The following is a 21715-nucleotide window of genomic DNA, read 5'->3' on the forward strand; positions in this document are numbered from 1 at the left end:
TTTTATTTACCCGCGCAATTGGCCGTTGCCTTCGAGCACCCATTTATAGGTGGTCAGGCCTTCCAGGCCGACAGGGCCGCGGGCATGCAGGCGATTGGTTGAAATGCCGATCTCTGCGCCCAGTCCGTACTCGAAGCCATCGGCAAAGACGGTTGGCAGATTCACATAAACTGAACTGGAGTCTACTTCCCGCTGGAACCGGTTGGCGGCGGCGACGCTGTCCGTCACAATCGCTTCGGTATGACCAGAACTCCAGGTGGCGATATGGGTCATGGCATCATCAATAGAGTCGACAATGCGAATGGCCAGAATCGGTGCCAGGTATTCAGTTGCCCAGTCTTCGTCGGTGGCTGCCGAGGCCTGTGGTACCAGTTGCAGCGTACGCGGACAGCCGCGCAGTTCTACACCTTTTTCTATATAGGCAGCGGCAAGCCGGGGCAACACTTGCGCGGCCACGTCCTGGTGCACCAGCAGCGTTTCCATGGAGCCGCAAACGCCATACCGATAGGTTTTGGCCTGGAAGGCAATGTTGTGCGCCATATCCAGGTCGGCAGCGCGGTCAATGTAGACGTGGCAGTTGCCGTCAAGATGGCGGATCATGGGCACGGTTGCTTCCGCTTCCAGGCGCCGGATCAGGCCTTTGCCACCACGGGGAATAATCACATCGACGTAATCGGTCAGGGTGATGAGTTTGCCGACAGCGGCGCGGTCCGTGGTATTGACGGTTTGCACCGCGTGCGCAGGCAGGCCGGCGTGGGCCAGGCCTTCCTGAATGATGGTGCCCAATGCCTGATTTGAACGAAACGCCTCGCTGCCGCCGCGCAAAATGGCGGCATTGCCCGATTTCAGGCACAACGCGGCCGCATCGATCGTGACATTGGGACGCGATTCATAAATGATGCCAATCACCCCCAGCGGTATGCGCATTTTCGAGACCTGCATGCCGTTAGGCCGGATGCGGGTTTCACTGCGGCTGCCTACCGGGTCTTCGAGCGCTGCGATCTGGCGCAGGCCGGTGGCCATCAGGCCCAGCGCCTTATCCGATAGCGTTAGTCGATCCAGCATGGCCGGTTCCAGGCCATTGTCGCGGGCTTTGTCCAGGTCAAGTGCGTTTTCGGCCTGCAAATGCGCCGCCCGGGTTTCCAGGGTATGGGCAATATGCAGCAGGGCAGCCGATTTCTGTTTGTCGTCGGCGCGCATCAACTGGCGGGCAGCGGTTTTCGCCTGCTGTCCGTAGGTCAGCATTTGCGTTTCAAGATCTAGCGGTTTACTGGTTTCGGTCGTCATTATTAAGTCAGTGAGAAGATGCGGGTGCGTCTGCCATACGCAGTACGAGCCGGGCCATTTCCTGCCAGGCGTCGGTCAGTCTGCCGTCAGCCGGAAAGCCCTTGAACAGGCGGTCAATGTCATGGGCGTGCTGGATCAGCCCCATGATTTGTGAAAACGGCAGCCGATCCAGGGTATTGAGAATCAACTGGTCCTTGGGTGGAAACAGACCGAGCTTGCGGGTCAGATTCCTGGGATTGTGGCCGCTCTGCCTTGCCTGGGCAAGTGTGTAAAGATTACGAATGTCATAAGTGAGCAGGCCCAGCACCATCGGCAACGCTTCACCTTCGGCCTCCAGCCCATGCAGCACTTTGAGGGCACGCTGGCCATCGCCGCGCAAAATGGCATTGCTCATATCAAAGACATTATAGCGACTCACGTCCAGAACGGCATTTTCCACTTCTTCCAAAGTTAATTCGCCTTCCGGATATTGCAGCCCAAGCTTGAGTATTTCCTGGTGTGCTGCCAGCAAATTGCCTTCGACCTTATCGGTAATCCAGGCCAGGGTGGCCGCGTCGGCCTTTTGTTTCTGGCGTTTAAGCCGGCTTTGAATCCAGGCAGGCAATTGCTCTCGGGTGATGACCGGCGTATTGACTAGCACGGCCTGTTGCGTGAGGGCGGTATACCATTTGGCTGACGACATGGCCCGGTCTGCGCGTGGCAGAATCAGGACAATGGATATGTCGGTCAATTCCTGGCTGGCGGCGCGGTTTGCGAGCGCGACCAGGGCGTCGCCGCCGGTTTTGCCGGGCTTGCCCGTGGGCAGCTCAATTTCCATCAGCTTGCGGTCGCCGAACAGGGAGATTGACTGGGTATTTTCTTCAATGGCATTCCAGGGGCCGGTGGCCGCCAGGCTGAGCGTGACTCTTTCGGTGTAACCCTGGAGCCGACAGGCTGCACGCAAGGCATCCAGGGCTTCGTTGCGCAACAGCAGCTCGTCGCCGCTGATCACGTATAACGGATGCAACTGCGCATCCGGCTTACCCAGATCGGTGACAAAGCGTTCGTAGTTAGGGGTTTGTCCTGCCATCGTGCTTATCGGACGAACTGTTCTTCACCTGATGTACCGGCGCCCTGTCTATAGCCCTGAATCACGTCATCAGAACTGATACGCCGTACCAGTTGTCCCACCATTTGGACTTCCATGTCCTGATAGAGCGTGACCATTTCCTGGGCTTTGGCCTGTGCATTGGCTTCGTCATACGGCAGTGTGCGTGTGGAGGTAAGCGTGGACGGCGGGATCAGCAGCTGGCCATTATTGGACACCAGTTGAAAGGTCAGACGCAGTGTCAGTTCGTACTCTTCAACCTGTCCCTGAGCGTTGAGCGAGACCTCGCGTTGCGACTGGATGCGCTCCAGCTGCGAGAGCACAACCTGTGCCGTTGCCTGATTGTCGACAAATTGCAGCGAGGGCGAGCTGGCCTTCAGGGACCGGCGCAAATAGGCACCAAAATTCGAGTTGCTTTCAATATTGGTGTACATCGTGGTAAACGGCAACGGTTTTTCACCACGCAGCTTGAAGCCACAACCAGCCAGTACCATGCTGAGCAGGAGGGCGGCCAGCAGCGCCTGATGCCAGCGTGAGAATAGGGAAGAGTACACCATGGTTTTCACCTGCAGAATTTAACCAACAATATTGACAAGTTTTCCGGGAACCACAATAACACGTTTTGGCGGACGTCCTTCCAGGAATTTTTCCAGGGAAGGATGGCTCCTGGCGACCGCTTCGATATGTTCTCGATCAGCGCCATTCGGTATCTGAATGGAGCCGCGCAGTTTGCCATTGATTTGCAGCATGAGTTCGATTTCATCTGCAATCAGCGCGGCTTCGTCCACCTCGGGCCACGGAGCGTCAAGCAGGTCGCCGTATTGCTGCACATAGCCCAGTTCGTTCCACAAGTGCCAGGTAATGTGCGGCACAATGGGATACAGCATGCGAATCAGGATGCCGGTTACTTCACGCAGGGCGGCATTTTCGAGATCGCCTTCAGGCAGGGCGGCATCGTCAATGGCATTGAGCAGCTTCATATTGGCCGACACTACCGTATTGTACTGAATCCGTTCGTAGTCATAGTTGGCCTGGCGCAGCAGCGAATAGGCCTGCAGACGCAGATCCTTGACCGCTTTGCTCGCCCTGGAAAAATCGACTGGCTGCGCTGGTGCTGCCAGGATACGGTCTTTCAGGCTACCGGCGATCGACCATACGCGCCGCAGGAAGCGGTGCGAGCCGTCCACGCCCGAGTCGGACCATTCCAGCGTTTGTTCCGGCGGGCTGGCAAACATGACAAACAGCCGGGCGGTGTCGGCGCCCATGGTGTCGATCAGTGCTTGCGGGTCGACGCCATTGTTTTTGGACTTGGACATGGTGCCTACGCCACCATACTGGATGGCCGAGCCGTCGCTCTTGAGGGTTGCGCCGGTAATCGCACCTTTGTCGTCGTAGGTATTGGCCACTTCTTCAGGCCAGAAGTATTCGACCGCGCCTTGTGGCGTGCGGCGCGAATAGATATGGTTCAGCACCATACCCTGGCACAGCAGCCTGGTGAACGGTTCATCAAACTTGAGCAGTTCCAGATCACGCATGACTTTGGTCCAGAACCGTGCGTATAGCAAGTGCAATACTGCGTGTTCAATACCGCCAATGTATTGATCCATGGGCATCCAGTAGTCATTGCGCTGGTCTACCATGGCATTGTCGTTGCCGGGCGAGGTATAGCGCATGAAATACCAGGAAGAATCAATGAAGGTATCCATGGTGTCGGTTTCGCGTCTTGCCGGTTTGCCGCAAGAGGGGCAGGTGCAGGACAGGAACGCCTCGTCTTTGGCTAGCGGATTGCCGCTGCCATCAGGAATCAGATGCTCGGGCAGGCGAACCGGCAGGTCGGCTTCAGGCACGGGAACCGGTCCGCAGCTTTCGCAGTGGATGATTGGAATGGGCGTGCCCCAATAGCGCTGACGGGAGATACCCCAGTCGCGCAACCGCCACGTGGTTTGTTTCTCGCCCAGTCCTTTTTCAGTGAGGGCGGTGGCGACGGCGTCCACTGCCTGGCGATAATCCAGACCATCGAAGCTGCCGGAGTTCACGACGCGACTTTGTTGCTTGTCGCCGTACCAGTCCTGCCACTGGGTGGTATCAAAGGCTTTGTCTGCAACCTGCACAACCTGCTTGATAGGCAGATCATATTTGAGCGCAAAGGCAAAATCACGTTCGTCATGAGCCGGCACGCCCATCACCGCACCGTCACCGTAGCTCATGAGTACATAATTACCCACCCATACTTCAACGGCGTCGCCGGTGAGCGGGTGAGTCACATGCAGGCCGGTTGGCATGCCTTCTTTTTCACGGGTGGCCATTTCGGCTTCGGTCGTGCCGCCGAGTTTGCACTTTTCGATGAACGCAGCCAGTTCCGGATTGCCGGCAGCGGCATGCGTGGCCAGTGGGTGTTCGGGCGCGACTGCACAGAATGTGACGCCCATGATGGTGTCCGGCCTCGTGGTGAACACGAACATGCGGCCGTCCTGGATCGGCTGATTCTGTTCATCTCGGATATCGTGGGTAAATGCAAAGCGTACGCCTTCGCTTTTGCCCAGCCAGTTTTCCTGCATCAGGCGGACCCGTTCGGGCCAGCCGGGCAGGTTGTGCGTGACCTGATCCAGCAATTCTTCTGTGTAATCGGTGATGCGCAAGTAGTAGCCTGGAATTTCGCGCTTTTCGACCAGTGCGCCGGAGCGCCAGCCGCGCCCGTCGATCACCTGTTCATTGGCCAGCACGGTTTGATCCACCGGGTCCCAGTTCACCACCTGAGTTTTACGGTAGGCAATGCCTTTTTCCAGCATTTTGAGGAACAGCCACTGGTTCCATTTGTAGTATTGCGGATCGCAGGCACACATTTCCCGCGACCAGTCGATGGCCAGCCCCATCGCCTTCATCTGTTTTTTCATGTAGGCGATGTTGTCATAGGTCCATTTGGCGGGTGGTACCTTTGATTTGATGGCGGCATTCTCTGCAGGCATACCGAAAGCGTCCCATCCCATGGGCATGAGCACGTTGAAACCACGCATGCGCAACTGGCGCGCCATCATATCGTTGATTGTGTAGTTGCGCACATGTCCCATATGCAGCTTGCCGCTAGGATACGGCAACATGGAGCAGGCATAGAACTTGGGCTTCTCGTTGCCATTGGCATCTTTTGCGTGTTCGGTCACCAGATAGGCGTCGCGCTCCTGCCAGTTTTGCTGGGCGGATTGTTCAAGGTCGGTGGGATGGTAGTGATCCTGCATCATAAATTCGCACAAAAGGGGACGCAATCTGTTGTGAGCCTGCCAACCAGCGTGGCGGCACGGTCCGGCGTCCGGAAACAATGGAGTTAACCCGTTATTATAGATCTTAGCCGACCGAACCGTGGGCGAGGACCGCCGAATATGAAATTCTATGAAGGGATCATGCCGGCGACGAACGCGGTCATGGCGGCGCTGTACCTGTTTTGTGTATGGGTTTTGTCCAGAATCTGTTTGGTGTGGTAGTTGACCGTATGGGATGAAATACCCAGAATATGGGCAATATCGTCATTGCTCTTGCCATCGGCAATCCACTTAAGAATGTCGGTTTGTCGCGGCGTGAGTTCGATCGCCAGCTGCTGGCGGTGACGGCCGGACAGAATCTGCTGGCATAGGTGTTGCAGGGCATAGATCAGCAATTGATAGCGGGCAGGTTGATCGTTCAGTTCCTGTTGCGTGATCGGCCGGTTCAGTCGGATCAGTGTCAACACGGCGCCGGTATGGCCCAGCAGGTTGGTGCCCGGGGCGAACAGGCCGTAAAAGTTCCGGTGGTCGCGGGTGGCCAGCTCAGGGTGAATGGAGTAAAAGTCTTTCAGTTCCCAGATCAGGCCGGTTTGCCTTTGCATCACGGCGGGAATGATGGTGTCATGAATCAGATGGCGGTCGTCCAGCCGGATCAGTGCATCGGGAATGGTGCCAAGATGGTGATAGCGCGGCGTGGTGAAGGGAAGGGGGTGTCGCTGTATATAATCGAAGCAGTCAAAATCCAGCATGGCAAGTGCCCGATTAATCAGTGCAAACTGAGATGCTTCGTCCTGAGCGAGCGTGAATGTATTATTGTCAACGGCAGACATACCGGCCCTCTTTTTTTAAATACGGAGTCCTGATCGTATCGGAAAGGGCGAAAATTCAATGGTCGATCTGTGCAGGAACGGATAAAGTTGTCTGCTCAGGTGTGCCAGCCGGTGACACACATGCACAACCAATCGGACTGGGTGGAGCGGGCAGGCTTAGTGCGTGCACGCATCCCCGGGCGGGGTTTGCCGGCAGGGCCGTGGCCTTCCATGACGAGGCCTTCCACGACATGGCCTTCCACGACATGGCCTTCCAGGAAGGCATGCCGTCAGTTTCCACCGTACAAATCGGCTTTTTCACGAGGTGCGGCCTCGGCCGGCGCTTGTGGGTCATAAATCACGGTGCTGGTGCCAATGCCGGTGCCAACGCCCGCACTTGCCCCTGAGCCGATGCTGGTGCCTACGCCAACACCTACGCCGGCGCCGGCAGACACCCGGCCGCCATGGCCAACGCCCACACCCGCGCCAACTGGCCCGATACCGGTGCCAAGGCTGATGCCGCCGCTGCCGACACCCAGCGACAAGCCACTGACCAGCGGTACTCTGACGCCAAAACCGGCAGAGCAACCGCCCAGCAGCAGGGCGCCGGCGACGATAAAGGTAGGTTTAAGCAGGTTTGACATGACACGCCTTGGATAATGCCGTCTGGGCAGAAAAACGAAAAAGAGATCAAAATCTAGCATACAACGTTGTAATGGCTATTAAAACAAGTGCAATTTTTTGCAAACAATGTAATAAATGCCGCAAGGCGCCTGCCTTGGCCGATCATGTGGGCGATGGCCGGGTTATGATGCGGCAAATGCCCACTATTTCGCCGGGAAGAGGCATGCTGCATGCATCAGCCGTACCCGGATGATACCAAGGAGAATTGATGATACGCCATTGCGTGATGACGGTTGCTGCGACGCTTGTGCTGTCCGGCTGTGCATCAAAAGCGATTTATGATCAGAATGATGTGCACTTTATCCTGCCCTGCAAGACCGATACGGCAGCATGCATGAAAAAGATGGAGCAATCCTGCGCCGAACTCAAGGGCCAGGTCATGTCACGCAATATCGTTCAGGAAGAGCTGCCTGTGGTGCAGGTGATTTGCCGGCCTCCGGTCAAAAAGAAACCGGAGGCTGAATAAACCGCTGCCGCTGCCGCTACCGTTGCCGCGCACTGCGGCGGCGGTATCAGCGCTTCAGGGATGATCTCCGTGGTTTAATACAGGCTGCCTGGTATGAACGTTCGGCGTTTCTGTTCAGCACAGCCCGACACAGCTGGCATCCAGCGCGTATTGCTGATGTCTGGCCTGAATGTGTTCAACCACCTTGTGTGGATCGTCTTCGACGATAAACAGATCCAGATCGTGTTCCGAGATCAGCTTATTGACCACCAGCTGGTTGCGGATCCAGTCCATCAGCCCTTGCCAGAATTCGGAGCCGACAAAGACAACTGGCGCTTTGCTGGCCTTGCCGGTCTGGATCAGGGTCAGGGCTTCGAACATTTCGTCCAGTGTACCGAACCCGCCGGGCATGATGATATAGCCCGCGCTGTTCATGAAAAAGGTGGTTTTGCGCGAGACAAAATATTTGAAATACAGGCTGTCGGTCTGGTAGCGGTTGTCTTTCTGTTCGTGAGGCAGTTCGATATTCAGGCCGATACTGGTCCCGCCCGCTTCATGGCAACCCTTGTTGGCGGCCTCCATGATGCCGGGGCCGCCGCCGGAAATGACATTGAAGCCTGCCCTGGCAAGTAGACCGCTAATCTCCTGGGTTTTGGTATAGTAGGGCGAATCTGACCGGATCCGTGCACTTCCAAAAATGCTTACCGCTGCGGTCAAATCCTTGAGATGATCGGCCGCTGTCAGCAGCTCGCTGGTTATCTCGTTTATCTGACCCTGAATCGTTGTTGCTTTTGTTACTGACATGAAAAAAACCTTGTTACTTGTTGACGGATCAAGCTATTTGTACCGCGCCTTCTATGCGATGCCCGATCTGCGTAATGCGCGTGGAGAGCCCACTGGCGCCCTGTATGGCGTGATAAACATGATGCGAAAATGCATTGATGATTATAAGGCCGATTATGCCGCATGTATTTTTGATGCAAAGGGGAAAACATTCAGGGATGATTTGTATCCCGAATACAAGGGGGACAGACCGTCCATGCCCGATGATCTTGCTGTGCAAACGGGTCCTATTCATGAGGCCATACGCGCAATGGGCTGGCCCGTTATTGCCGCGCCGGGTGTAGAAGCGGATGACGTGATTGCAACGCTGGCCGATATGGCTGCCCGCTCCGATATTCACACTATTATATCAACTGGCGACAAGGATTTGGCGCAACTGGTCAATTCCCATATTTCACTGGTCAACACCATGACCGGTGAAAACCTGGACGAGGCTGGTGTGCTGGCCAAGTTCGGTGTCCGGCCCGAACGTATTGTGGACTACCTGATGCTGATCGGCGATAACGTGGATAATGTGCCGGGTGTAACCAAGGTGGGCCCCAAGACGGCCGTCAAGTGGCTCAATGAATATGACAGTATCGATAATCTGGTTGCCAATGCAGATCAGATCAAAGGTGTTGCCGGTCAAAACCTGCGTGACGCAATTGCGCAGTTTGAACTCACCCGGAATCTCATTACCGTCAGGCGCGACTGCGAACTGACCGAGTTCATGCAGAGCGTGGAAGACCTGCTGCCCAGGGCCCCCGATGTTGCGACCCTGACGAATATTTATGACCGTTACGGCTTTCGCACCTGGCTACGGGAGTTGACGGGGGACGCAGAGCGGGTGCCGGAGCAGGATGCGCGGGTGGCGCAGAATCTGCCCGATGCGCCTGCGCAGATCAATTATCAGACCGTAGATACCGCTGAAAAATTCGATGCGTGTCTGGCCGCAATCAAACAGGCGGAACGGGTAGCGATTGATACGGAAACCACTTCCCTGAACCCCATGCAGGCCAGCCTGGTGGGTATTTCACTTGCTATTGAGCCGGGGGCGGCCTGGTATATTCCGCTGGGGCATCGCGGAACCGGAGCCGGCACGCAACTGGACAAGGCCCACACCCTGGCGGCGCTGCGCGACTGGCTGCAGGACGAGCGCGCGGCCAAGATTCTGCATAACGCCAAATATGACAGCCATGTGTTTCTGAATGAAGGTATTACCCTGTCCGGTATTAAAGACGATACCATGCTCATGGCGTATGTGCTGGAGTCGCATCGCAGCGTGGGTATGCAGGAACTGGCGCAGCGCTATCTGGGACGAACCGGCACCACCTACGAGGAAATTTGCGGCAAGGGCGCCAAGCAGATCGGCTTTGATGAAGTGGATATTGAAACGGCCACGCATTATGCCGCCGAAGATGCGGACTTCACGTTGCAGCTTTTTCAGGCGCTTGCCCCTCTGGTTCAGGAGCAGGAAGGGCTGGAGCGCATTTATCGGCTGGAAGTGCAGGTATCACGGGTCCTCACATTGATCGAACGCAATGGGGTGCGCATTGATGAAACCATGCTGCGCCAGCAAAGTGCGCAGATCGGCGCCAAACTTGTGGAGCTGGAAAATAAGGCTTATGAGCTGGCCGGACAGCCCTTCAATCTGAATTCCACCAAACAGCTGGGTGAAATTCTGTTTGGCAAAATGAATCTGCCTGTGTTGCGCAAGACGCCCAAGGGCGCGCCGTCTACCGACGAAGATGTGTTGTCCAGGCTGGCGGCAGACTATCCCTTGCCACGTACGCTGCTGGACTATCGCAGTCTGGCCAAACTCAAGTCTACCTATACCGATAAGCTGCCGAAAATGATTAATGCGTCGACCGGGCGGGTGCATACTGATTATGCGCAGGCGGCAGTCATTACCGGCAGGCTGGCTTCATCTGATCCCAATTTGCAGAATATCCCGGTTCGCACAGAGGAGGGGCGTCGCATCCGTATGGCGTTTATTCCTTCGGATGGGGGCGTGATTGTTTCTGCCGATTATTCCCAGATCGAATTGCGGGTCATGGCGCATTTGTCGGGCGATGCCAATCTGCAGAAATCGTTTCAGGAAGGCGAGGATATTCACCGCGCCACCGCGGGCGAAGTATTTGGTGTGGCGCCAGAGGCCGTCAATGCTGAGCAGCGCCGTGCCGCCAAGGCCATCAATTTCGGGCTGATCTACGGTATGAGCGCATTCGGGCTGGCGGCCAATCTGGGTATTACGCGCGATGCCGCGCAAACCTATATTGATCGCTATTTCGCGCGGTATCCGGGAGTGGCCGATTATATGTCGCGCATCAAAAAGGAAGCCGCTGCCAAAGGTTATGTGGAAACGGTTTTTGGTCGTCGTCTGTGGCTACCCGAGATCAATGGCAAAGGGCCACGGCGTGCCGGTGCCGAGCGGGCCGCCATTAATGCGCCTATGCAGGGTACCTCGGCCGATCTGATCAAAATGGCCATGGTCGCCGTACAAGCCTGGCTGGAAAAGGAAAAACTGTCGTCGCGCCTGGTCATGCAGGTGCACGATGAACTGGTGCTGGATGTACCGGGCAGCGAGCAGGCGCTGGTCACCCAGGCATTGCCGGGGCTGATGTGCGACGTAGCCAGCCTGGCAGTGCCACTGGTGGCCGAAACCGGGGTCGGCCATAACTGGGAAGAGGCGCATTAAAAGAGACTCATAAAAAAGAGGCATTAAAAGAGATTCATTAAAAGAGATTCATTAAAAAAGACTCGTTAAAAGAGGCGTACGTACTGTTAACCAGAGTAAAGATGGGGTCAGCGGGATCGATCAGGATGATCGCGCTGATCGCTGCGCATGAGCGCGCGATGCCATAGCGCTATTGCATGCGAAATGATATGCTTTGAGATCCGTTCCCCGGATGTTTTCCAGGACCCATCCCATGTTTGATATTGTTCACTTCCCGCTGTTTGCGGCTTCTGCCTTTGCGCTGTCGATTACGCCTGGCCCGGATCTGGCCTATGTGGTGGGGCAAAGCCTGGGCAATGGCCGACGTGCCGGCGTGATTTCAGCTGCCGGGGTGGCCATAGGCAGCTGCGCGCATACCGTTGCGAGTGCCGTAGGCCTGACTGCACTGCTGGCTGCATCACCCGTGTTGTTCACCATCGTCAAGTTTCTGGGCGCCGTCTATCTGATCTGGCTTGGGGCGAAAATGTGTCTGGGCAGTTTGCAGCGGCGCAAGGCAGCGCAGACTGACGTTGCCTTGCCGGTGGCTAACACGCACTCGTTGTTGCTGCGTGGCTTTCTGACCACCATTACGAATCCGAAAGTGCTGCTCTTTTTTATTGCCTTCTTTCCCCAGTTTGTTACCGTGGGCGGAGACAATCAGGCAGTATCATTTCTGCTGCTTGGATTGGCTTACGCCGTGATTGGATTTGTCTGCGATGCCACGTTTGCCTGGCTGGCGGGAAGCGCGGCAGGTGCCGTGTCACGGAATCAGACTGTTAAAGCCTGGATAGACCGCGTGGTTGGTCTGGCGTTTATTGCACTGGGCCTGCGTATCTGGCTGACGAAGCGTTGAGCTTGTATTGATCTCCCGCCCTCGCCGAAGAGTGACGGGGCAGGATTGTCTGGCTATGAACCTATTGATGGGCACGATCCGGCCCGCAACGCAGGCTGGTCGTGCCGATGTTGCCTGGCTCCGGTTGCTCAGGAATGAGCGACGCGTGCGCGCAGCGCGTTGATACGATGTTCAATCGGTGGATGCGTGGAAAACAGGGCTGCCACACCAGCGCCGCCGCTGATGCCCGCGGATTCGAACTGCTTGGGCAATTCGCCGGGGTGCATGCCGCCCAGCCGGGCCAGCGCATTAATCATGGGTGAGGCCGAGCCGAGCATTTGCGCTGAGCCGGCATCGGCGCGATATTCGCGCTGGCGCGAAAACCAGGCCACAATAATGGACGCCAGTATGCCGAACACGATCTCACAGACGACCACGGTGATGTAATAACCCGGTCCTACGCCCCGTTCGTTCCGGAAAACCGTACGGTCAATGAAGTACCCGACCACGCGGGCAAGGAACACGACAAACGTATTGACCACACCCTGGATCAGGGTCAGCGTCACCATGTCGCCATTGGCAATATGCGCCACCTCGTGGCCCAGCACGGCGGTGACTTCTTCTTCATTCATGCTGTTGAGCAGGCCGGTAGATACTGCCACCAGCGAATCGTTTTTGAAAGCCCCTGTGGCAAAGGCGTTGGGTTCGCCTTCATAAATGGCGACTTCAGGGTGGCCGATGCCGGCACGATCAGCCAGTTGATGGACGGTATCGACCAGCCACAGTTCTCTCTGGCTGCCTGGCGCTGCCGGATCGATCATCTTCAGGCCCATGGTCCATTTGGCCATCGGTTTGCTCATCAGCAGGGAAATAAAGGCGCCAACGAAGCCGACTACAGCAGAAAATGCCAGCAGCTGACCCATATTGATGCCGTTTGCATCCATATAACGGTTCACACCCAGCAGGTTCAGCGTGAAGCCCAGCACCACCATAACGGCGAGGTTGGTTATAAGAAAAAGAATAATGCGTTTCATGCAACAGGTCCTTGTAGGAAGGGATCAGTCCGGATAACAAATCTCGGGTCCGAGTTAGTCTGCCAGCCGGAGCTTAAAAATAACTGAATTAGCCCAGATCAATTATATAAGGGCGATGTTGTCCTTTTACAGTGTTGTTCGCAGTAGAATATTATTTTCTTTTCAAGTAATTTCCGGATTTAACATGCAGGCACTGTGGATGTTAGTGGCTTCTCTCATGTTTGCCATCATGGGGGCTTCAGTCAAACTGGCATCGGAACATGCCGCGTCCTTGGCACTGGTCATCCTGTTCCGCGGCCTGCCATCGGTCGTACTGCTTGTCGTCTGGGCCGTGACGACTCATAAATCCCTGAAACCCAAAAGCATTCGCCTGCACTTGATGCGCAACGTATTTGGCGTGGGCGCCATGTGGATGGCATTTTACGGCTATACCGTCCTGCCGCTGGCCACCAGCACCAGTTTGAATTACACCTCGCCCCTGTTCATTGCGGGCTTTTTGCTGCTATCGGGCAAGGCCAGCAATGATATCGTGCGCACGCTTGCGGTGGGCATCGGTTTCGCCGGCGTGTTGCTGATCCTGCGCCCCAGCATTACCGAAGATCAATGGTTTGCCTGCGCTCTCGGTCTGCTGGCAGGAGCCAGCGGCGCCGTAGCCATGTTGCAGGTACGCCAGCTTGGGTCAATTGGCGAGCCCATCTGGCTGACGGTCCTGTATTTTTCTGTGTTCGTAACGGGTACCAGTTTAATTGGTATCAAGGCCCATGGTATTGGCGAGCCTGATCTGGTTTCCTGGGTTGCCTTGCTTATGGTCGGTCTGTCCGGCCTGTTTGGCCAACTGGCACTGACGCGCGCCTTCGGTTCAGGCTCGCCGCTGCTGTCAGCAGCGCTGCAGTATACAACCATCATTTTTTCCGCGGGTATCGGTATTGTGGTATGGCATAATGCGCCGGACGTCCTGGCATGGCTGGGCATGGGCATGGTGATATTGGCCGGGCTGCTTTCGGCATGGCGCACACTGGTGCTGGCAGAGAGGCATAAGAAATCGCAGCTAGTGAAGACCACTGCCTGATCGCGACTGCCTGATTCGGTCGCTCAGGTTTGCGTCCATAAAAACGACACCTTTAAAGATGAGTTGCCCCAGCTTTAAAGGTGTCGTTTTTTTTGGGTGCCGTTCAATTCCGGCGCCTGCGATACCGGCCACTCACGAACGCCGGCAGTGGAAGCGCGCCTGCCTGCTGGTGACGATGCGCGCAGCCAATGGGTGTGTCTGTAATGGGCGTGTTTGCAACGGGCGTGTCTGCAACGGGCGTGTCTGATCAGGCCATCAGTTTGTTATACCACTCATGGAAATGCTGCATACCATCTTCCATAGGGGACTGATACGGACCCACTTCCGATGTGCCGCGGTTATACAGCGCCAGGCGACCGGCGTCCATACGTTCGGCAATCTCGTCGTCTTCGATCGCTGTTTCCATATAGGCTGCCTGCTGTGCTTCGATGAAGTCGCGCTCGAACATGGCAATTTCCTCAGGATAGTAAAACTCCACCAGATTGACTGTTTTTTGCGGGCTGACCGGGTACAGCGTGGACAGAACCAGCACATGCGGATAAAGCTCGATCATATGCGTAGGGAAATAGGTTACCCACATGGCCCCGAAGTCGGGTGTTTCGCCCTGCCGGAACCTGAGCAATTCATCGTGCCACTGTTTGTAGACCGGGGAGCCGGGGTTGGCCAGCGCCTGATGCACGCCAACCCGCTGCAGACTGAATGTTTCGGCAAAGTCCCAAGTAAGGTCGTCACAGGTGACAAAGCTGCCCAGGCCGGGATGGAACGGGGCGACATGATAATCTTCGAGATAGACCTCGATAAATGTTTTCCAGTTGTAATTGCATTCGTGTACGATCGCACGGTCAAATACGTAGTCGGAAAAATCGAACTCGGGCCGGGCAAACAGGGGGGCCATATCGGCAGCCGGATTGCGCGGACCTTCGAACAGCAGGCCATTGCAGTTCTGTAACGGGAACTGCTGCAGGTTCTTGCAGGGGTTGCTGTCAAATTGCGGTGCGCCAAGCAGCGTACCCTTATTGTCGTAGGTCCAGCGGTGTAACGGACAGACAATATTGCCGCCAGTGCTGCGCAGATTGCCATGATTGTTGGTGGCGCTGGTGACATCGCCGGCCTGGCCGCCAAGCATGATGGCTTGCCTGTGGCGACAGACATTGGACATGAGGTTGATTTGATCGCCGTTGCGCACCAGTACGCGACCGGCTTGCTCATGCGCAAGCGTACGCCAGTCTCCGGATTGAGGCACCAGTTTTTCATGTCCGACGTACAGCGCCGAGGCATCGAAGATGCGGGCCTGCTCCTTTTTAAAAATATCGTCGTTGAAGTAGACGTCGACTGGCAATTGCGTCGCCGCCGGAGATACATGTGCCAGTTTGGCAATATCAGACATGAGATGCCCCCCGATGAAAACAAATGCCGCCTCACCAAGGGTCATGAGCCGGCATAAAGGTTGGTAAATAAAAAGGAGGGTAATTATAAAGAAAATCAAGACCTTAGTCAAGGCTATCAGGGTCGGGTCGTGCTGCCCGCATGGGGGGTGTGGGGCAGGGCGGCTTGACTTTGAGGTAAAAGTGGCAAATCTGCAACCGAAGCCGCCGCTGATTTCGTACAATGAGCACATTGCACAACTGAAAGCATTGGAGATTGGTTTTGACAGAGAATGCAAAAACCGACACTGTGGCATTGCCTGATCAGTTCGAAGCGGCGCTGGGCGAGCTCGAATCGATCGTAACGCAAATGGAAGATAACAGCATGTCGCTGGAGGCTTCTATTGCTGCCTACGAGCGGGGTGTGCGGCTGGCGCGTGTGTGCCAGGACAAGCTGGATACAGCAGAGCAGCAGATCAGTGTGTTGCGTAATAATATGCTGGTGCCTCTGGGTGAGACCGGGTCGTCCGAATCATGAATGCCATGGTTGTACCGTTTCAGGACTGGTTGCCGGCCTGTATTGAAAAGATAGAGGGGGCGCTGGATAGAGCCCTGCCGCCCGCAGACGAAATCCCGGCAATGCTGCATCAGGCGATGCGGTATGCGGCGCTTGGTGCAGGCAAGCGCCTGCGTGCAGCGCTGGTGTATGCGGCCGGTCACGCCAGTGCGCAGCAAATTGTGTTGCCTTCTGCGCTGGAGCATACGCTGTCGCGCGCGGCCGTCGCTGTTGAACTGATTCACGCCTATTCGCTGATCCACGACGATTTGCCTTGCATGGATGATGACGTCCTGCGACGTGGCAAGCCTACAGTGCATGTGCAGTTTGATGAAGCCACAGCCATGCTGGCCGGCGACGCGCTGCAGCCTCTGGCGTTTGCACAATTGGCGCAAATGTCGGTTGCGCCTGCGCTGGTGGTGCAGGCGGTCAATGTGCTGGCGCAGGCTGCGGGTAGCCAGGGTATGGTAGGCGGGCAGGCCATTGATCTGGCCAGTGTCAACACGCAGCTTGACCCCGAGCAGTTGCAGTTTATGCACAGGCTTAAAACCGGGGCGCTGATCGAAGCCAGCGTACAGCTGGGGGCGATTGTGACGGCGGCCAATTCGGATATCCGTATGGCGCTGGAAAATTATGGTTCAGCCATCGGCCTGGCGTTCCAGGTAGTGGACGATATTCTGGATGTGACGGCCGATCAGCAGGCGCTGGGTAAAACGCCGGGTAAAGATGCAGCGGACAACAAGCCCACGTATGTGTCGGTGATGGGGCTGGAGCAGTCCAGAGAATTTGCGCAGCAACTGCATGAGGCTGCCCTGGACGCCATCAAGCCGCTGGGCGAACCGGCTTGCCGGCTGCGGGAAGTGGCAGACCTGATTATTCATCGAAAATCCTGACGGTTCTGTGGGGTCAATCCGTGATTCATTTTGCCTGGCGATTGCAGATCTGCCGCGCCGGGCATCCAAGACGATTTCATGACAAAGTTACTAGAGACACTTGATTCACCTGCCGATGTGCGAAAGCTCAGCCAGCATCAATTGAAGATGGCGGCAACAGAGCTGCGGGCATTTATTCTGGATTCCGTATCGCGCACGGGTGGCCATTTATCATCCAATTTGGGTACCGTCGAGCTGACGCTGGCGCTTCATCATGTGTTTAATACACCGCATGATCGCCTTGTCTGGGATGTGGGGCACCAATCCTACCCGCACAAAATTCTGACCGGCAGGCGCGGCGATATGCCGGGGTTGCGCCAGCAGGGTGGCATTTCGGGCTTTCCGCGTCGTAGCGAGTCGGAATACGATGCGTTTGGCACGGCGCATTCGTCAACCTCGATATCGGCCGTGCTGGGCATGGCGGTTGCCTCCCGGAATCTGAATATCGATCGCCAGCATATTGCCGTGATCGGCGACGGTTCCATGACTGCCGGTATGGCGTTTGAAGCACTGAATAATGCCGGGGTGACGCCCGGCGTCAATGTGCTGGTGATCCTGAATGACAATGATATGTCTATTTCACCACCGGTTGGCGCCCTGAATCGTTATCTGGCGCGGCTGTTGTCCGGCGGCTTTTATCGGGATGCCAAGAATGTCGGGCGTGCTGTGCTGGAGCACATGCCTGCGCCCGTGCTGGATATCGCCCGGCGTGTCAAGGGGCATGCCAAGGGCATGATCAGTCCGGCAACGCTGTTTGAAGAACTGGGTTTCAATTATGTCGGCCCTATCGATGGCCACGATATGGACTCCCTGGTTCCGACCCTTCAGAACTTAAGGGAATTGGGCGGCTTGCAGTTCCTGCATGTTATAACCAAAAAAGGTCAGGGCTATAAGCTGGCTGAGGCCGATCCGATTCTGTATCACGGGCCCGGCAAGTTTGATCCTGAGCTGGGTATTCAGAAGCCATCGGGGCCGGGTAAACAAACGTTTACCCAGGTGTTTGGCTCCTGGCTTTGCGATATGGCGCAGCAGGACTCGCGTCTCATTGGAATTACACCTGCCATGCGTGAAGGTAGCGGGCTGGTTGAGTTTGAAAAGCGTTTTCCGCAACGATATTTTGATGTCGGCATTGCCGAGCAGCATTCAGTCACTTTTGCGGCTGGTGTGGCCTGTGAAGGGCTCAAGCCTGTGCTGGCCATCTATTCGACGTTTCTGCAGCGCGGCTACGATCAATTCATTCATGATGTGGCCCTGCAGAACCTGGATGTGACCTTTGCGCTGGATCGTGCTGGCCTGGTCGGTGCAGACGGAGCGACGCACGCAGGCAATTACGATATTGCATTTTTGCGATGCATCCCCAATATGGTTATTGCCACGCCTTCAGACGAGAACGAGACCCGCCTGCTGCTGTCTACTTGCTACCAGCATGCGGGGCCGGCTTCAGTCAGGTATCCGCGTGGTAGTGGCATTGGCGCACAGGTAGCGCCGGAGCTGGATGTTGTAGAGCTGGGTAAAGCCGTAGTGCGACGCAAGGGTGAAAAGCTGGCGATATTGGCTTTTGGGACGTTATTGCATGCGGCTGCGCCCGTCGCGGAAAAACTCAATGCAACGCTGGTGGATATGCGGTTCGTTAAACCACTGGATGAGGCCTTGTTACTGGAGTTAATGCAGTCTCACCAGCAACTGGTTACCGTGGAAGAAGGCGCCATTATGGGTGGCGCAGGCAGTGCAGTGGCCGAGCTGATGCATGCCAATGGCCTGTGCTGCGACCTGTTGCAACTGGGGTTGCCTGATGTCTTTATTGATCACGGTGACCAGGCCGGCCTGCTGGCTGGTGTCGGACTGGATGCGGCAGGAATAGAGCAGGCGATCGCCCGGCGTTTCGGGCAGCCGCCGGCAAACTAATAAATATAGAGCGAATAAATGAATTCTCAAATTGAACCATCGGTGCTGATGCCTGATGTGCAAAGTACGCTGGATGAGCGTCATATCACCATACAGCGTGTGGGTATCCGGCAGGTAAAACAGCCAATGCTGCTGCAACTGGCTGACGGGTCGGTGCAGGCCACCATTGCCGAATGGACATTTACGGTGATGCTGCCGGCGCATGAAAAGGGTACACATATGTCCCGCTTCATGGCGCTACTCAATACCTGGCGCAACCGACCCATGACGGCCGAAAGTTTTCGTGCCATGGCGCTCGAAATGCTGCCGCTGCTGCACGCAGAAAAAGGCGATATTACCGCTACCTTCCCTTATTTCATCAATAAGAAAGCGCCGGTCTCCGGGGTGGAAAGCCTGATGGATTATCAGGTGACCTGGGTAGCCCGGGCCGAGGGGCAGCAGGCTGTGGTAGAGCAGACAATGCTGGTGCCGGTCATGAGCCTGTGTCCATGCTCCAAGGCGATTTCCGAATATGGCGCGCATAATCAGCGCTCCCATGTGACGGTGAGCGTGGTCGCCGAGCAGCACTATGAGCTGGATGATCTGATCCGGCGTATCGAAGCTCAGGGTTCGTGCGAATTGTGGGGGCTGCTCAAGCGGACCGACGAGAAATACGTGACAGAACGCTCCTATGACAATCCGAAGTTTGTCGAAGATCTGGTGCGCGACGTGGCGGCCGTATTCCAGAAACTGCCTGGTGTGGTCCGTTACCGGGTCGAAGCTGAGAACTTCGAGTCTATTCATAACCACAGTGCCTATGCTGTGGTAGAAGGCTAGCCGGGCAGGCATCCCCTATGAAGGGGTGCTTGCGACAGGATGCTGCCGCCTGGCAGGCCAGGGTATGCGCAACTTGGTATAGGCCATTTGAAAAAACAGTGGTAAATCAGCATCTTGCCCTATAAAAAGGCCGCCGTTGGTGGCTTTTTTGATTTTTTCGTGTTATAGTCTACGGTTTCTTGCTCGCTCCGGCACGGGGTTGAGGGCATGTTGTGCGGTCGTATTACGTAATTTTTACGTGATTTTGACGTGATTTTTTACGTGATCATTGACTATTTTATTTGCTTATTAAAATAAAACAATGATGCTGCCGCCAGCATGCTGCACACAACCAGTGGTGCCGGCGGGCTGCCCCCCGCAATGTGATGTTCTGCCTTGCTCCGTCTGTCCCGTACAGTTGGCCGGTAATGCAAATATCTGATTGCGGACATTCCACAAGGAGTTATCTATGCGTCACTACGAAGTAGTGTTTATTGTTCACCCCGATCAGAGCGAGCAGGTGCCTGCAATGATCGAACGTTACCAGGCAACGGTAACCGCAGACGGCGGTACTGTCCACCGTCTTGAAGATTGGGGTCGCCGCCAACTGGCTTACCCTATCCAGAAACTGGTCAAAGCTCACTATGTCTGCATGAATATCGAATGCTCACAAGCTGCACTGGATGAGCTTGAGCACGCGTTCCGCTACAACGACGCCGTATTGCGCCACCTGGTTATCAAGGCCAGCAAGCCTCATACCGGCGCGTCAGTAATGATGAAATCTGTAGAGCGTGAAGAAGCCCGCAAGGCAACCACCGAGCAGACATCTGAACAGGAAAACGCAGGTTAATGGCGCATTGCGCCAGGTATCAATATGAACCAGCTCAGCCTGCAGGCCCGCATACTTGAAATGGGCGCTCTCAGGCACACGCCGGCAGGATTGCCGGTGCTGGATCTGATCCTGACGCATGAGTCCGAAGTGATTGAAGCCGGTCTGCCGCGACTCGTCCAGCTGACGATTGCTGCCAAGGCCATTGGCCAATGGGGACAGAAACTGGCCTCACTGCCACTGGGAGCCGAAATGCGCGTACGCGGGTTTCTGGCACCAACAAGGAAAAATTCAAGCAGGCTGGTGTTGCATATCCAGCAGGCCCAATTTCCCGGCGGAACAAACACAACGGACCTATCGCCATCACCAGGCATCCTGGCATAACGGAACGAGCGGTACGCTCATTATTGAAATTCAGAGGGCCAGACCCTCGCACACATAAAAGGCAATATCATGGCTTTCATGAAAAAAGGCAAGGATAAACGCAGTAAGTTTCCTCAGCAAAATCCATTGTTCAAACGCCGCAAATTCTGCCGCTTCACGGCAGCCGGCGTAGAAGAAATCGATTACAAAGATATCGATACCCTGCGTGATTTCATCACAGAAACAGGCAAAATCATTCCTGCACGTCTGACCGGCACCAAAGCGCACTACCAGCGCCAACTGGACACCGCCATCAAGCGCGCACGCTTTCTGGCTCTGTTGCCGTACACAGATAACCACAACTAATCAGGAAAACCATCATGCAAGTTATTCTTCTCGAGAAAATTGTCAATGTCGGCAACCTGGGTGAAGTGGTTCGTGTGAAAGACGGCTTTGCCCGCAACTTTCTGATTCCACAGAAAAAAGCCCGTCGTGCTACACAGGCTGCGATTGCTGAATTCGAAGCCCGTCGCGCCGAACTGGAGAAAATCCAGGCTGAAAAACTGGCGGCTGCTCAGGCTCAGGCTGAAAAGCTCAATGGTTACACATTGCAAGTCAGCCAAAAGGCTGGTGTTGACGGCCGTCTGTTCGGTTCTGTCACCAATATGGACATCGCAGCTGGCCTGTTGGCTGCCGGTTTTGAAGGCGTCGAAAAAAGCCAGGTTCGCCTGACAGACGGCGCACTCAAAGCGGTTGGCGAGTACCCTGTACAGGTTTATCTGCACGCTGACGTGGTGTCTGACATCACAGTCAATGTGGTAGGCGAAATGGCGTAATCCATTTGCTTTTATCGCTATAGCAGTACACCAGAGAGCCGGTTCATCCGGCTCTTTGTTTTTGCAGACCCACCTCACGCCAGGGCGGCTAACTGC

General features: G+C 55.7%; 22 protein-coding genes. 12 read left to right on the top strand and 10 right to left on the bottom strand.

Annotated features, from left to right (window positions below):
• Window positions 1-6 precede the first annotated feature (6 nt).
• The 7 genes from MIM_RS07745 to MIM_RS07770 all read right to left on the bottom strand — a co-directional run bounded on the left by MIM_RS07745 (window position 7) and on the right by MIM_RS07770 (window position 7081).
• Window positions 7-1287: a glutamate-5-semialdehyde dehydrogenase gene (locus MIM_RS07745; protein WP_025372191.1), complete on the bottom strand. Its 1281-nt coding sequence runs from the start codon at window positions 1285-1287 to the stop codon at window positions 7-9.
• Window positions 1288-1294: 7 nt separating this feature from the next.
• Window positions 1295-2356: a DNA polymerase III subunit delta gene (gene holA, locus MIM_RS07750; RefSeq protein WP_025372192.1), complete on the bottom strand. Its 1062-nt coding sequence runs from the start codon at window positions 2354-2356 to the stop codon at window positions 1295-1297.
• 5 nt (window positions 2357-2361) lie between these two features.
• A complete protein-coding gene (locus MIM_RS07755; protein ID WP_042070083.1) occupies window positions 2362-2931 on the bottom strand; it encodes an LPS-assembly lipoprotein LptE in 570 nt (189 codons plus the stop codon).
• A gap of 18 nt (window positions 2932-2949) precedes the next feature.
• The gene (gene leuS, locus MIM_RS07760; protein WP_025372193.1) at window positions 2950-5607 is read right to left on the bottom strand and encodes a leucine--tRNA ligase; all 2658 of its coding nucleotides are present in this window, start codon (window positions 5605-5607) and stop codon (window positions 2950-2952) included.
• A gap of 149 nt (window positions 5608-5756) precedes the next feature.
• Window positions 5757-6458 (bottom strand): LuxR C-terminal-related transcriptional regulator, encoded by a 702-nt coding sequence (locus MIM_RS07765; RefSeq protein ID WP_025372194.1) that lies wholly within the window; start codon window positions 6456-6458, stop codon window positions 5757-5759.
• A gap of 55 nt (window positions 6459-6513) precedes the next feature.
• Complete coding sequence (locus MIM_RS23165; RefSeq protein WP_158318709.1) at window positions 6514-6723, bottom strand: hypothetical protein; 210 nt, start codon at window positions 6721-6723, stop codon at window positions 6514-6516.
• Between the two features lie 4 nt (window positions 6724-6727).
• Window positions 6728-7081 carry a hypothetical protein gene (locus MIM_RS07770; protein WP_025372195.1) on the bottom strand — a complete coding sequence of 118 codons (354 nt, stop codon included), beginning with the start codon at window positions 7079-7081 and terminating at the stop codon, window positions 6728-6730.
• A 248-nt stretch (window positions 7082-7329) separates the two neighbouring features.
• Here MIM_RS07770 and MIM_RS07775 point away from each other — a divergent pair, with 248 nt between their 5' ends.
• Window positions 7330-7587: a hypothetical protein gene (locus tag MIM_RS07775; RefSeq protein ID WP_025372196.1), complete on the top strand. Its 258-nt coding sequence runs from the start codon at window positions 7330-7332 to the stop codon at window positions 7585-7587.
• A gap of 114 nt (window positions 7588-7701) precedes the next feature.
• On the opposite strand, the gene MIM_RS07780 is transcribed toward MIM_RS07775, so the two are convergent.
• The gene (locus MIM_RS07780) at window positions 7702-8370 is read right to left on the bottom strand and encodes an LOG family protein (protein WP_025372197.1); all 669 of its coding nucleotides are present in this window, start codon (window positions 8368-8370) and stop codon (window positions 7702-7704) included.
• On the opposite strand from MIM_RS07780, the gene polA reads away from it, so the two are divergent.
• A complete protein-coding gene (gene polA, locus MIM_RS07785; RefSeq protein WP_025372198.1) occupies window positions 8369-11086 on the top strand; it encodes a DNA polymerase I in 2718 nt (905 codons plus the stop codon). The genes MIM_RS07780 and polA overlap by 2 nt on opposite strands.
• A gap of 232 nt (window positions 11087-11318) precedes the next feature.
• Window positions 11319-11957, top strand: a complete 639-nt coding sequence (locus tag MIM_RS07790) for a LysE family translocator (RefSeq protein WP_025372199.1) — start codon at window positions 11319-11321, stop codon at window positions 11955-11957.
• Window positions 11958-12085: 128 nt separating this feature from the next.
• Here the strand turns inward: MIM_RS07790 and htpX are convergent, their stop codons facing one another.
• Window positions 12086-12970, bottom strand: coding sequence for a protease HtpX (gene htpX / locus MIM_RS07795; protein ID WP_025372200.1), 885 nt, complete (start codon window positions 12968-12970; stop codon window positions 12086-12088).
• Window positions 12971-13154: 184 nt separating this feature from the next.
• On the opposite strand from htpX, the gene MIM_RS07800 reads away from it, so the two are divergent.
• Window positions 13155-14039: a DMT family transporter gene (locus tag MIM_RS07800; protein ID WP_025372201.1), complete on the top strand. Its 885-nt coding sequence runs from the start codon at window positions 13155-13157 to the stop codon at window positions 14037-14039.
• A gap of 247 nt (window positions 14040-14286) precedes the next feature.
• Here MIM_RS07800 and MIM_RS07805 read toward each other — a convergent pair whose 3' ends face one another.
• A complete protein-coding gene (locus MIM_RS07805) occupies window positions 14287-15426 on the bottom strand; it encodes an aromatic ring-hydroxylating oxygenase subunit alpha (protein WP_025372202.1) in 1140 nt (379 codons plus the stop codon).
• A 260-nt stretch (window positions 15427-15686) separates the two neighbouring features.
• On the opposite strand from MIM_RS07805, the gene xseB reads away from it, so the two are divergent.
• From xseB to rplI, 8 genes are all read left to right on the top strand, one after another.
• Window positions 15687-15941 (top strand): exodeoxyribonuclease VII small subunit, encoded by a 255-nt coding sequence (gene xseB / locus MIM_RS07810; protein ID WP_025372203.1) that lies wholly within the window; start codon window positions 15687-15689, stop codon window positions 15939-15941.
• On the top strand, window positions 15938-16852 hold the full coding sequence (locus MIM_RS07815; protein WP_025372204.1) for a polyprenyl synthetase family protein: 915 nt from the start codon (window positions 15938-15940) through the stop codon (window positions 16850-16852). The genes xseB and MIM_RS07815 overlap by 4 nt, the downstream gene beginning before the upstream one ends.
• A gap of 78 nt (window positions 16853-16930) precedes the next feature.
• Window positions 16931-18796, top strand: coding sequence for a 1-deoxy-D-xylulose-5-phosphate synthase (dxs, locus tag MIM_RS07820; protein ID WP_042070086.1), 1866 nt, complete (start codon window positions 16931-16933; stop codon window positions 18794-18796).
• Between the two features lie 18 nt (window positions 18797-18814).
• Window positions 18815-19612: a GTP cyclohydrolase FolE2 gene (folE2, locus tag MIM_RS07825; protein WP_025372206.1), complete on the top strand. Its 798-nt coding sequence runs from the start codon at window positions 18815-18817 to the stop codon at window positions 19610-19612.
• Between the two features lie 448 nt (window positions 19613-20060).
• Window positions 20061-20441: a 30S ribosomal protein S6 gene (gene rpsF / locus MIM_RS07830; protein WP_025372207.1), complete on the top strand. Its 381-nt coding sequence runs from the start codon at window positions 20061-20063 to the stop codon at window positions 20439-20441.
• Between the two features lie 24 nt (window positions 20442-20465).
• Window positions 20466-20804, top strand: coding sequence for a primosomal replication protein N (gene priB / locus MIM_RS07835; RefSeq protein WP_025372208.1), 339 nt, complete (start codon window positions 20466-20468; stop codon window positions 20802-20804).
• A gap of 69 nt (window positions 20805-20873) precedes the next feature.
• Complete coding sequence (rpsR, locus tag MIM_RS07840; protein ID WP_014751215.1) at window positions 20874-21149, top strand: 30S ribosomal protein S18; 276 nt, start codon at window positions 20874-20876, stop codon at window positions 21147-21149.
• 14 nt (window positions 21150-21163) lie between these two features.
• Window positions 21164-21619: a 50S ribosomal protein L9 gene (gene rplI, locus MIM_RS07845; protein WP_025372209.1), complete on the top strand. Its 456-nt coding sequence runs from the start codon at window positions 21164-21166 to the stop codon at window positions 21617-21619.
• Window positions 21620-21715 lie beyond the last annotated feature (96 nt).

Source organism: Advenella mimigardefordensis DPN7 (assembly GCF_000521505.1).
Lineage (GTDB): Bacteria > Pseudomonadota > Gammaproteobacteria > Burkholderiales > Burkholderiaceae_B > Advenella > Advenella mimigardefordensis.

Excerpts from the sequence above, each read along its gene's own strand:
- MIM_RS07745 (WP_025372191.1), bottom strand. The coding sequence starts at position 1,287 with ATGACGACCGAAACCAGTAAACCGCTAGATCTTGAAACGCAAATGCTG.
- holA (WP_025372192.1), bottom strand. The coding sequence starts at position 2,356 with ATGGCAGGACAAACCCCTAACTACGAACGCTTTGTCACCGATCTGGGT.
- MIM_RS07755 (WP_042070083.1), bottom strand. The coding sequence starts at position 2,931 with ATGGTGTACTCTTCCCTATTCTCACGCTGGCATCAGGCGCTGCTGGCC.
- leuS (WP_025372193.1), bottom strand. The coding sequence starts at position 5,607 with ATGCAGGATCACTACCATCCCACCGACCTTGAACAATCCGCCCAGCAA.
- MIM_RS07765 (WP_025372194.1), bottom strand. The coding sequence starts at position 6,458 with ATGTCTGCCGTTGACAATAATACATTCACGCTCGCTCAGGACGAAGCA.
- MIM_RS23165 (WP_158318709.1), bottom strand. The coding sequence starts at position 6,723 with ATGCCTTCCTGGAAGGCCATGTCGTGGAAGGCCATGTCGTGGAAGGCC.
- MIM_RS07770 (WP_025372195.1), bottom strand. The coding sequence starts at position 7,081 with ATGTCAAACCTGCTTAAACCTACCTTTATCGTCGCCGGCGCCCTGCTG.
- MIM_RS07775 (WP_025372196.1), top strand. The coding sequence starts at position 7,330 with ATGATACGCCATTGCGTGATGACGGTTGCTGCGACGCTTGTGCTGTCC.
- polA (WP_025372198.1), top strand. The coding sequence starts at position 8,369 with ATGAAAAAAACCTTGTTACTTGTTGACGGATCAAGCTATTTGTACCGC.
- MIM_RS07780 (WP_025372197.1), bottom strand. The coding sequence starts at position 8,370 with ATGTCAGTAACAAAAGCAACAACGATTCAGGGTCAGATAAACGAGATA.
- MIM_RS07790 (WP_025372199.1), top strand. The coding sequence starts at position 11,319 with ATGTTTGATATTGTTCACTTCCCGCTGTTTGCGGCTTCTGCCTTTGCG.
- htpX (WP_025372200.1), bottom strand. The coding sequence starts at position 12,970 with ATGAAACGCATTATTCTTTTTCTTATAACCAACCTCGCCGTTATGGTG.
- MIM_RS07800 (WP_025372201.1), top strand. The coding sequence starts at position 13,155 with ATGCAGGCACTGTGGATGTTAGTGGCTTCTCTCATGTTTGCCATCATG.
- MIM_RS07805 (WP_025372202.1), bottom strand. The coding sequence starts at position 15,426 with ATGTCTGATATTGCCAAACTGGCACATGTATCTCCGGCGGCGACGCAA.
- MIM_RS07815 (WP_025372204.1), top strand. The coding sequence starts at position 15,938 with ATGAATGCCATGGTTGTACCGTTTCAGGACTGGTTGCCGGCCTGTATT.
- dxs (WP_042070086.1), top strand. The coding sequence starts at position 16,931 with ATGACAAAGTTACTAGAGACACTTGATTCACCTGCCGATGTGCGAAAG.
- folE2 (WP_025372206.1), top strand. The coding sequence starts at position 18,815 with ATGAATTCTCAAATTGAACCATCGGTGCTGATGCCTGATGTGCAAAGT.
- rpsF (WP_025372207.1), top strand. The coding sequence starts at position 20,061 with ATGCGTCACTACGAAGTAGTGTTTATTGTTCACCCCGATCAGAGCGAG.
- priB (WP_025372208.1), top strand. The coding sequence starts at position 20,466 with ATGAACCAGCTCAGCCTGCAGGCCCGCATACTTGAAATGGGCGCTCTC.
- rpsR (WP_014751215.1), top strand. The coding sequence starts at position 20,874 with ATGGCTTTCATGAAAAAAGGCAAGGATAAACGCAGTAAGTTTCCTCAG.
- rplI (WP_025372209.1), top strand. The coding sequence starts at position 21,164 with ATGCAAGTTATTCTTCTCGAGAAAATTGTCAATGTCGGCAACCTGGGT.